Annotated in this window: 8 protein-coding genes; 2 read left to right on the forward strand and 6 right to left on the reverse strand. The window is 75.4% G+C overall.

Annotated features, from left to right (window positions below; all coding sequences use genetic code 11):
- The 5 genes from L1885_RS15860 to L1885_RS15880 form a co-directional block, all read right to left on the reverse strand.
- Positions 1 to 1064: ATP-binding protein (locus L1885_RS15860; RefSeq protein ID WP_235797763.1), on the reverse strand; the 1064-nt coding region annotated here is incomplete at its 3' end.
- 123 nt (positions 1065 to 1187) lie between these two features.
- Positions 1188 to 2759: an acyl-CoA carboxylase subunit beta gene (locus L1885_RS15865; protein WP_372481955.1), complete on the reverse strand. Its 1572-nt coding sequence runs from the start codon at positions 2757 to 2759 to the stop codon at positions 1188 to 1190.
- An 86-nt stretch (positions 2760 to 2845) separates the two neighbouring features.
- Positions 2846 to 4540, reverse strand: a complete 1695-nt coding sequence (locus L1885_RS15870; RefSeq protein WP_235797764.1) for an acyclic terpene utilization AtuA family protein — start codon at positions 4538 to 4540, stop codon at positions 2846 to 2848.
- A gap of 163 nt (positions 4541 to 4703) precedes the next feature.
- Positions 4704 to 5873: a glycosyltransferase family 39 protein gene (locus tag L1885_RS15875; protein ID WP_235797765.1), complete on the reverse strand. Its 1170-nt coding sequence runs from the start codon at positions 5871 to 5873 to the stop codon at positions 4704 to 4706.
- A 282-nt stretch (positions 5874 to 6155) separates the two neighbouring features.
- Complete coding sequence (locus L1885_RS15880; RefSeq protein ID WP_372481954.1) at positions 6156 to 7112, reverse strand: EamA family transporter; 957 nt, start codon at positions 7110 to 7112, stop codon at positions 6156 to 6158.
- A gap of 354 nt (positions 7113 to 7466) precedes the next feature.
- On the opposite strand from L1885_RS15880, the gene serC reads away from it, so the two are divergent.
- Positions 7467 to 8585 carry a phosphoserine transaminase gene (gene serC, locus L1885_RS15885; protein WP_235797766.1) on the forward strand — a complete coding sequence of 373 codons (1119 nt, stop codon included), beginning with the start codon at positions 7467 to 7469 and terminating at the stop codon, positions 8583 to 8585.
- A 143-nt stretch (positions 8586 to 8728) separates the two neighbouring features.
- On the opposite strand, the gene L1885_RS15890 is transcribed toward serC, so the two are convergent.
- Positions 8729 to 9715: an esterase-like activity of phytase family protein gene (locus tag L1885_RS15890; RefSeq protein ID WP_235797767.1), complete on the reverse strand. Its 987-nt coding sequence runs from the start codon at positions 9713 to 9715 to the stop codon at positions 8729 to 8731.
- 396 nt (positions 9716 to 10111) lie between these two features.
- Between L1885_RS15890 and L1885_RS15895 the strand changes: the two genes are divergently transcribed.
- Positions 10112 to 10844 (forward strand): GDSL-type esterase/lipase family protein (locus tag L1885_RS15895; protein WP_235797768.1); only part of this gene is annotated, 733 nt, incomplete at its 3' end.

Below are 10844 nucleotides of genomic sequence, written 5' to 3' on the forward strand. Positions count from 1 at the left end.
GCGCCGGATGCGCCCGGCACGTCCAGCGCCTCGAACCGCCCGGCCTGCGGTGCCCAGTCGCGCGCCGGGTCCTCCGCGTACAGGCGCGCCTCGACCGCGTGCCCGGACGGCGGCGGCGGCGCGGGCGGCAGCGCCGCTCCCTCCGCCACGGCGATCTGCCAGGCGACCAGGTCCGTCCCGAACACCTCCTCCGTGACCGGGTGTTCGACCTGGAGGCGGGTGTTCATCTCCAGGAAGCCGGGGCGCCCGCCGGGCGCGAGGAGGAACTCGACCGTGCCCGCGCCCCGGTAGCCCACCGCGCGTGCCGCCGCCGCGGACGCCTCGCACAGCTCCCGCGTCAGCTCCGGGCCGATGCCCGGCGCGGGCGCCTCCTCGACGACCTTCTGGTGCCGCCGCTGGAGGGAGCAGTCGCGGGTGCCCAGCGTCCACACCGTGCCGTGCGCGTCGGCGAGCACCTGCACCTCGACATGGCGTCCGCGCTCCACGTACGGCTCGACGAACACCTCCCCGTCGCCGAAGGCGGCGAGCGCCTCGGCCCGCGCCGCTTCGAGGGCCCCGGGCAGGGCGGCGAGGTCCCGCACGACCCGCATGCCGCGACCGCCGCCGCCCGCCGCCGCCTTGACCAGCAGTGGGAGGTCCGCCTCGGTGGCGGTCTCGGGGTCGACGGGGGCGAGCAGCGGCACACCGGCCGCCGCCATCAGCTCCTTGGCCCGCGTCTTGGACGCCATCCGCGCCACGGCCGACGGCGGCGGGCCGATCCAGCACAGGCCGGCGGCCTCGACGTCCCGGGCGAAGCCGGCGTTCTCGGAGAGGAAGCCGTAGCCCGGGTGGACGGCGTCGGCGCCGGCGGCCAGGGCCGCCCCGACGACCGCGTCGCCCCGCAGATACGTGCCGGCGGGTGCCGCGCCGGGCAGCCGCACCGCCGAGTCCGCCTCACGCACGTGCCGGGCACCCGCGTCGGCGTCGGAGTACACCGCGACGGTCGCGATGCCCAGCGCCCGGCAGGTGCGAAAGACGCGGCACGCGATCTCGCCGCGGTTGGCCACCAGTACGGACGTGATCACCGAGAACCTCCCACCGTCTGCCTGCTTCGGACCGTCCCCCCTGCTTCGAACCATCCCCCGTCGGACGGTCCGCCCCCGGCCGCCTCGCGGCGGGGCGCCGCGCGCCGCCCGGCCGGGGAGCCGTCACATCCGGAACACACCGAAGCCCCCCTCGACGCCCCGCACCGGCGCGTTGTGCACGGCGGAGAGGCACAGCCCGAGCACGGTCCTGGTGTCCCGCGGGTCGATGACGCCGTCGTCGTAGAGCCGTCCCGACAGGAACACCGGCAGCGACTCGGCCTCGATCTGGGCCTCCACGGCCGCCCGCAGCGCCGCGTCGCCCTCCTCGTCGTAGGGGGTGCCGCGCGCCTCGGCCGCCGCCCTGGCCACGATCGACAGCACCCCGGCGAGCTGCTGGGGGCCCATGACGGCGGACTTGGCGCTCGGCCAGGAGAACAGGAAGCGGGGGTCGTAGGCGCGCCCGCACATGCCGTAGTGGCCCGCGCCGTACGAGGCGCCGACGAGCACGGACAGGTGCGGGACGGTGGAGTTGGCGACCGCGTTGATCATCATCGCGCCGTGCTTGACGATGCCGCCCTGCTCGTACCGGCTGCCCACCATGTAGCCCGTGGTGTTGTGCAGGAACACCAGCGGGATGTCCCGCTGGTTGGCGAGCTGGACGAACTGGGCGGCCTTCTGCGACTCCGCCGAGAACAGCACTCCGCGCGCGTTGGCGAGGATCCCCACGGGATGGCCGTGCAACCGCGCCCAGCCCGTCACCAGGCTCGGCCCGTAGCGGGGCTTGAACTCGTCGAAGACGGAACCGTCCACGATCCGCACCACGACGTCCCGGGGGTCGAAGGGCGTGCGCAGGTCGGCCGGGACGATGTCGAGCAGGTCCTCCGCGTCGTACAGCGGTTCCGCCACCGGCCCGGGATCGTGGCCGGGCTTGCGGTGGTTGAAGCGGGCGACGATCCTGCGGGCCTGCCGGACGGCGTCCTGCTCGTCCTCGGCGAAGTGGTCCGCGAGACCGGACGTGCCGGCGTGCATCACGGCGCCGCCCAGCGACTCGTCGTCGCTCTCCTCGCCGGTCGCCATCCTCACCAGCGGCGGGCCGCCGAGGAAGACCTTGGACCGGTCGCGGATCATCACCGTGTGGTCGGACATGCCCGGCACGTACGCGCCGCCCGCCGTCGAGTTGCCGAACACGACCGCCACCGTGGGGATCCCCGCGGCCGACAGCCGCGTGAGGTCGCGGAACAGCGCGCCCCCGGGGATGAAGATCTCCTTCTGGGAGGGCAGGTCGGCGCCGCCCGACTCGACCAGGCTGATCAGCGGCAGGCGGTTGGCCCGGGCGATCTCGTTGGCCCGCAGGGCCTTCTTCAGCGTCCACGGGTTGGACGCGCCGCCGCGCACGGTCGGATCGTTGGCGGTGACGACGCACTCGACGCCCGAGACCACCCCGATGCCGGTGACGATCGAGGCACCCACCGGATAGTCGCTGCCCCAGCCCGCCAGCGGCGACAGCTCCAGGAACGGGGTGTCCTGGTCGAGCAGCAGCTCGACCCGCTCGCGTGCGAGGAGCTTGCCCCGGCGGCGGTGGCGCGCGACGTAGCGCTCGCCGCCGCCCGCCAGCGCCTTGGCGTGCTCGGCCGAGAGCTCGGCGAGCTTGCCGAGCATCGCCTCCCGCGCGGAGGCGGTCGCGGGTTCCCGCACCGCCGCCGCGGGTTCGGCATCGGGCCCGGGCGCCGGGGCCGGCTCGGGGTCGGGGTCGGGACCCGGCTCGGGGTCGGTCTCGGTGGTCACAGCAGCACCTCCGGTATCTCGACGCGGCGCGAACGCAGCCACTCGCCCAGCCCCTTGGCCTGCGGGTCGAAGCGCGCGCCCGAGGCGACGCCCTCGCCGAGCAGGCCGTGGAGCGTGAAGTTGAGGGCGCGCAGCCGGGGCAGGACGTGCCGCTCGACGCGCAGCCCCGCCGTCTCCGGCAGGAGCCGGCGCAACTCGTCGGTGGTCAGGGTGTGCGCCAGCCAGGGCCAGGCCGCGTCGTCGCGCACCCACACACCGAGGTTCGCGTCCCCGCCCTTGTCTCCGCTGCGCGCGCCCGCGATCCGTCCGAGCGGCGCCCGCAGGGCCGGGCCGGGGGCCGGCGGAGGCGGCAGCGGGGGCGCGGGTACGGCCGCCGGCTCGCGGAACTCCGAGGGGGACGGCACCTCTTGGCGGGTACCGTCCGGCAGCACCGCGGTGTGCCGGGCCTGCCCGCGCGCGACGTACGCCGCCTCGAACACCCCGTACGGCGAGCCCTTTCCGGGCGGGGCGGTGACGTGGAAGCCGGGGTACGAGGCGAGCGCCAGCTCGACGGCCGCGCCCGTGACGGCGCGCCCGACCGCCTCCCGGTCGGCGTCGCGCACGACGAGGCGCAGCAGCGCGCTCGCGGTCTCCTCGGTGGCCGCGTCCGGGTGGTCGGTACGGGCCAGTTCCCAGCGGACCCCGGCCGGCCGACGCCCGGCGAGCGCGCCCTCGACCTGCTCGCGCAGCAGCGCGGCCTTGGCCTCGACGTCGAGTCCGGTCAGCACGAACACGACCTCGTTGCGCCAGCCGCCGATCCGGGTCAGCCCGGCCTTGAGCGTCGGCGGCGGCGCCTCGCCGCGCACGCCGTGGACCTCGACCCGGTCGGGGCCGTCCGGCCGCAGGCGGACGGTGTCGAGGCGCGCCGTCACGTCGGGGCCCGCGTACCGGGCGCCGCCCGTCTCGTACAGCAGTTGGGCGGTGACCGTCCCGACGTCGACGACGCCGCCCGTGCCCGGGTGCTTGGTGACGACGGCGGACCCGTCGGCACGGATCTCGGCCAGCGGGAACCCGGGCCTGCGGACGTCGTGGCCCGTGAAGAACGCGTAGTTGCCGCCGGTGACCTGGGCCCCGCACTCCAGCAGGTGCCCCGCCACGACGGCGCCGGCCAGGGCGTCGCGGTCGTCCGGGTCGTCCACCTCCCAGCCGAAGTGGGCGGCGGCCGGCCCGGTGACGAGGGCGGCGTCGGTGACGCGGCCCGTGACCACGATGTCGGCGCCGGCGCGCAGGCAGGCGGTGATGCCGGCGCCGCCGAGGTAGGCGTGGGCCGTCAGCGCGCCCTCGTGGCCGGGGAGTTCGTCGCCCTCGACGTGGGCGACGCGGGCGGGGACGCCGAGCCGGGCGGCCAGGCCCCGCACGGCGTCCGCCAGGGCGGCCGGGTTGAGGCCGCCCGCGTTGGTGACGATCCGTACGCCCTGGTCGTGGGCGAGGCCGAGGGTGGCCTCCAGCTGCTTGAGGAAGGTGCGGGCGTATCCGGCCGAGGGATCCTTCAGGCGCTCGCGGCCGAGGATCAGCATGGTCAGCTCGGCGAGGTAGTCCCCGGTCAGCACGTCGAGTTCGCCGCCGGTGAGCATCTCGCGGAAGGCGTCGAAGCGGTCGCCGTAGAAGCCGGAGGCATTGCCGACGCGGAGGACGGGCGCGGTCGCTGGCATGGAGGGCTCCCTTCCCGGGGGAGCATGGCAGCGCCCCGCCGGAAGAACAAGCATGCGTGCTTGTTTCCGGGCGGCCGCCCTGTGCGCGGGGCGGGGCGGGGCGGCGGGTGTGCCGGGGCGGGGTGGTGGCCGCGCGGACGGGGGCCGGGCCGCAGGCGTCCGGTCAGGGCGGGCCCGAGCCGTTCAGCCAGAAGGCGCCGTACAGCGCCGAGCCGAGCGCGGCGGTCCCCGAGATCGCGAGGGCGACCCGCGGACGGCACCGGGCCAGGCGGGACGCGATCGGCACCAGGATCGTGAACGCGGGCATGAGCAGGCGCGGCTTGGACCCGAAGTACCCGGAGGAGCACAGCGCGAGCGCCAGGATGAGGCCCGCGTACACCTGGAGAGGCGCGGGGAGGCCGGCCCTGAAGCCCGCGCGGTACGCGTGGAGGAGCAGGCCGACGCCCGCGACGAGCGCGATCCCGGCCGGGATCGCGGCGCCGTGCATCAGGGACGCGACGAACGCGGCGAAGGCGAGCCCGCCGTCGAATCCGTTGCCCCATCCGTGCTGCACCGCGAGGTAGCCGAAGAGGCCGCCGGTCCGCGTGCCGACCCAGAGCACGTAGGCGCAGGCGCCCAGCGGGGCCAGCGCGACACCCGCCACGGCGTCCGCGCCCACCCCTCCCCGTCTCGCCCGCACCACGGCCGCCACCACGACGGCGCACGCCACGGCGAGACCGGTCGGCCGCGTCAGGCCCGCGCAGGTCGCGAGGAGGCCGGCGAGCAGCCATCGCTCCTTGAGGACGGCGTACAGCGCCCAGGCCGCGAGCGCCGTGAACAGCGATTCGCTGTACGCCATCGACTGGACGACGCCGACCGGCAGGGCCGCCCACAGCACGACGGTGAAGAACGCGGTGCGCGCGCGGCCCACGCTCTGCACGGTGGCGTAGATCCCGGCGGCGGCCGCGAGCGAGGACACCGCGCTGACCAGGAGGCCCGCGTCGCCCGGGGAGAGAGGGGTGATGCGGGAGAGCAGGCCCTCCAGCCAGGGCAGCAGCGGGAAGAACGCCATGTCGGAGAGCGTGCGGCCGCCGGGCGCGGTGAGCGTGAAGTCGTACCCCTGCTCCACGACGCGCACGTACCAGAGGGAGTCCCACCGCTGCGACAGCAGGGCGTGCGCGCTGCGGCCGCGTGCCGCCGACCAGAGCGCGAGGACGACGAGACCGAGAGCCCGCACGGCGGCGAAGCACAGGACCGCGGTGGCGAGGTGGCGGGCGGACGGCGGTGCGGGCGCGGGTCCCCCGGCCGGTGCGGCGGGCAGGCCGTCCCCCCGCGCCTCCACTCTGGGCAGCATGCTCGACCGTTCTTCCCTCGACGTTGACGACGCAGACGGCGAGGTCCGGTCCAGCTCACGGGGACCGGCGGAGCCCACCGGAACCGCCGCGCGGCCCCCTCCCGCCGCGACGCCTCCGGCCCTGTCGGCACATCCCGCGGCGGAACAGTCTAGGGCGTCGGCGCCGCCGCCCCCGGGCGCGCGCCGCCCCGTGTCCGGATCCGCGCCGCTCCCCGGATCGGGCGTGCGGCCGGCGTGGTCTCGCCGATCGTCACGGCGCGAGGCGGGCCACGGACCCGGGTTCTACGACACGGCCTGGTTGCCCAGGGCCTTGAACTGCGTGCGGATCGCCCCGATGCTCGCGCCGATCACCAGCGCGATCGCGACCGCGTCGACGGCCGTGACCGCCTGGTCGAGGATGAGGAAGCCGGCGGTCGCCGCGATGGCCGGTTCCAGGCTCATCAGGACGGAGAAGGTCGCGGCGGGCAGCCGCCGCAGGGCGAGCAGTTCGAACGTGTACGGCAGGACGGACGAGAGCACGGCGACGCCGAGCGCCAGAGCGATCGTGCCGGGCTCCAGCATGGCGGGCCCGCTGTCCACGATGCCGAACGGCAGGGCGAGGACCGCGCCCACGCCCATCGCCAGGGCCAGTCCGTCCGCCTGCGGGAAACGGCGGCCCGTCCGGGCGCTGAAGAGGATGTACGTGGCCCACATGACGGCCGCCGCCAGCCCGAACGCGACACCCACCGGGTCGAGCCCGCCGATCCCGCCGCCGCCGAGGCCGCTCAGCAGGAAGACGCCCGCCAGTGCGAGCGCGGCCCACAGGACACTGACGAGCCGGCGCGAGGCGATCACCGAGAGCGCCAGGGGGCCGAGGACCTCCAGCGTCACGCCCGCGCCGAGCGGAATGCGGTCGACCGCCTCGTAGAAGAAGCCGTTCATGGCGGCCATCACGCCGCCGAAGGACAGCACGGTCACCCAGTCGGCGCGCGAGTGGCCGCGCAGGGACGGCCGGCACACCACGAGCAGCACGAGCGCGGCGAGCACCAGCCTCAGCGCCACGATGCCGAGCACCCCGGCGCGCGGCATCAGCGACACCGCGACGGCGCCGCCGAACTGCACGGACACGCAGCCCGACAGCACCAGCCCGAGCGCGCCGTAGGACCGCGACGGCGATCCCCCGCCGACGGGCCCCGGGGCACCGTCGGGAGGGGCCGCGACGGCGTCCGCCACGCGCGACGACGACGTACCCGAACTCACCCGAACCTCCGAACGCAGTACATTGAAGTGAACAAGAAGTCCAATGTACTGCCCAAACGCAACCCGCCACACATCCGTGCGAAACGCGCGCCGGGGAGGCACCCGCGGGGCGCCTGCACCCCAACCGGTGCCGGCGCGGCCCGCAGGCCCGCGGCTGGCCCGCGGCTGGCCCGCGGCTGCTGCCGGTGCCGTTGCCGTTGCCGGGGCCCGCGACGGTGCGGCCCGGATGCGGTCCCTCTGCCCGGCACGCGCCGACGTGGGCCGGACGGGCCCTTTACCACATCCCGTGGACGGCCCGTCTCATCCGACGGACACGTTTCCTCAGGGTTTGCCCGAAGGGCTACGCTCCGATCCGTGGCCGATATTCAGATTCCCGCTGACATCAAGCCCGCCGACGGCCGATTCGGCTCGGGCCCCTCCAAGGTGCGGACGGAAGCGGTCGAGGCGCTGGCCGCGACCGGCACGTCGCTCCTCGGCACGTCCCACCGCCAGGCCCCCGTCAAGAACCTCGTCGGCGAGGTCCGCGACGGCATCAGCAACCTCTTCTCGCTGCCCGACGGTTACGAGGTCGTCCTCGGCAACGGCGGCTCCACCGCCTTCTGGGACATCGCGACCCACGGGCTCATCGAGAACAAGTCCCAGCACCTGACGTTCGGTGAGTTCTCGTCCAAGTTCGCCAAGGCGGCCAAGCTCGCCCCCTGGCTGGCCGAGCCGACCGTCCTGTCCGCCGACCCGGGCTCGTACCCCGACGCCAAGGGCGAACCCGGCGTCGACGTCTACGCCCTGACGCACAACGAGACCTCCACGGGCGTCGCGGCGCCGATCCACCGGGTGCCCGGCGCGGACGACGGTGCGCTCGTCCTGGTGGACGCCACCTCCGCGGCGGCGGGACTGCCGGTCGACATCGCCGAGACGGACGTGTACTACTTCGCCCCGCAGAAGGGCTTCGCCTCCGACGGCGGTCTGTGGGTCGCGGCGTTCTCGCCGGCCGCCCTGGAGCGGGCCGCCCGCGTGCACGCCTCGGGCCGGCACGTGCCGGAGTTCTTCTCGCTGCCGACGGCGATCGACAACTCGCTGAAGAACCAGACGTACAACACCCCCGCCCTCACGACCCTCTTCCTGCTGAACGAGCAGCTGAAGTGGATCAACGGGCAGGGCGGCCTGGACTTCTCCACCGGCCGCTCGGCCGCCTCCGCGCGCGCCCTGTACGGCTGGGCCGAGGCGTCCAAGCACGCGACGCCGTTCGTCACCGACCCGGCCAGGCGCTCCTCCGTCGTCGGCACGATCGACTTCGCCGACGAGGTCGACGCCGCCACCGTGGCGAAGGTGCTGCGCGCCAACGGGATCGTGGACACCGAGCCGTACCGCAAGCTCGGCCGCAACCAGCTGCGCGTGGCGATGTTCCCGGCCGTCGACCCCGCGGACGTCGAGGCCCTCACGGTCTGCATCGACTTCGTCCTCGAGCGCCTCTGAGCAACGGGACCGCGCGACCCCCGGGGCGTCCCCCGCGGGTCTCGCACGGGCCCCGGGCCCGGCTCCGGCGGACGACGTCCCGCCGGGGCCGGGCCCTTCGCCGTGCCCCGGCGGTGCGCGGTGGTTCGCGGTCCCGCATCCCCTCAGGGCGACTTGCGCGAACGCTTGCGCACGCCGAACACCAGCAGCAGCACCGCGACGACGACCACCAGGCCCACCGTCACGTGTCCCCCCGAACCGGACGAGGACGTGCCGGAGGTCCGCCCCGAGCCGTCCCCGCGCGCCGCGCCGGATGCGGAACCCGCCCCCCGGCCGGAGTCGGACCCGCCCGACTCGCCCTTGAGGTCGACGCGCTTCACCTCGCTGTCGCGGCCCTCCGAGCCGAACATCAGGGCCTTGCCGTCCCGCGTGAACGTCACCGACTCCGACTGCTGCTGGAACGGCGCGCTCACCGGGAAGGTCGCCCCCGGACGCCCGTCCTTCCAGGCGTATCCGTACGCGCCGAGGTAGGACCGCAGCACCAGCCGCTTCCCGTCCGGCGAGAACGCGCCGTCCGTCACCCACGGCACCCGGGCGATGCGCCGGAAGACGTTGGTGCCGGTCGCCGTCAGCCGCGCGGGCCCCTCGTACAGTCCGCCGCCGTCCTCGTTCTTCGAGGCGATGTAGACGCGCCCGGTGGTGGGATCGACCATCAGGGACTCGGCGTTGCGCGGCCCGTCCGCGTACTTCACCGTGAACTGCGTGGCGTCGACGCTCTGGTCCCCCAGCCGCTTCGGTTCCGGGAAGCGGTAGATCCACACGTGGTCCCAGGCACCGTCGAGGTTGTCGCCGATGTCCCCGACGTACAGGTCGCCGTCGGGTCCGAGCGAGATCGCCTCGACGTCGCGGGGAGAGCCCACGCCCCGCAGGGTCACCCGCGCGACGGTCTCGCCGGTGCGGGAGTCGACGGCGTAGATGTACGGGCCGTCGCCGCTGTCGTTGTGCGTCCAGTAGACCCCGGGGTGGAGGCGGCTCGCGGCGAGGCCGCTGGACTCGGTGATCCGCGGGTCCTTGATCGTGAAGTCCTGGTCGGGCCGCCCCTCCGCGAACGCCCGTCCCCCGGACGGCAGGACGACGAGCACGGCGGCCACGAGAAGGAGGATCGCGGCGAGGGGCCCGGACCGGGCGGCTCCGGATCCGCGCGGGCCGGAAACACGGGGAGCACGGGAGGCAGGGGGAGCAACCGCGGTGGCCGTGCCGCCGGCGCCGTCGGGGCCTTCGCGGCCGCCGGTGCCACGGGGGCCTCCGGTGCCGTCGGTGCGGTGGCCCGCACAGGCGGCGGGGCCGTCGGGCGCCTGGGCAGGGCGGGTCCAGAGCGGCGGCTGCGGTCTTCTCGACCGGTGCGTCAACTGCGGGCGTCGGGGGCGCATCCTCCCACCCTGCCATCCCCGCCCGCCGGGCCGTCGCCGGCCGGGGCGGTACCGGCCGCCACCGGGCCGGAGCGCACCGGCCCACCGGCCCCGGGACGGCTCGGAGATGATGTCCGGATGCGCTTCCTGTTCGTCGGCGACTCCATGACCATCGGCCGCACCGGAGAGGCGACCTGGCGGCACTGGATGGCCCGGCACCTCGGGGACTGCCCCGACTGCCCGCGCTCCGGCGGCCCCGCGACCGTCGTCGGCCCCTGGACCCGCCAGTACGAGGACGCGGCGGCCGGTCCCGGGCCGGCCGCGCCGGCGGCGGGCGGCACAGCCGCGGCCACGAGCCCCCACCTGGCGGCCTGGGGCGAGGGCTGGCTGCACATGGCGTCGCGCATACGCGGCGCGGTGGCCGAGCACCGCCCCGACGTGCTGCTCGTCTCGCTCGGCCTGATCGACCTCGGCTTCTACACCGACAGCGGGCAGACGGACACGAACGTGCGGCGGTTCGTGGCCGAAGCGCGCGCCGCCGCGCCCGGCATACGCGCCGTGGTCCTGCCCGTCGTGCCGAACGTACGGGCCGCGACGGACGCCCCGTTCGCCGCCGAGGTCGAGCGCTTCAACGCGCGCCTGGCCTCGACGCTCGGCGAACTCGGCACACCCCGCTCGCCGTTGGTGCTCGCACCGCCGCCGACCGCGCCGCCCGTCGCGTACGACATCCGCCACGACACGTACGACGGCACGCATCCCTCACCGTCCGGCGCGCGCAAGCTCGCCGCGGCCTTCGCGGCCGCCCTGCACGCCGGCCCGGCGCTGCCCGCGTCCGCGTGCGGGTCCCTGCCGGGCGAGCCGGCCCGTGGCG

The sequence above is a fragment of the Streptomyces fuscigenes genome (assembly GCF_021556455.1).
Taxonomy (GTDB): domain Bacteria; phylum Actinomycetota; class Actinomycetes; order Streptomycetales; family Streptomycetaceae; genus Streptomyces; species Streptomyces fuscigenes.

Coding starts and splice junctions, on each gene's coding strand:
- L1885_RS15870 (WP_235797764.1), bottom strand. CDS start 4,540: ATGCCAGCGACCGCGCCCGTCCTCCGCGTCGGCAATGCCTCCGGCTTC.
- L1885_RS15875 (WP_235797765.1), bottom strand. CDS start 5,873: ATGCTGCCCAGAGTGGAGGCGCGGGGGGACGGCCTGCCCGCCGCACCG.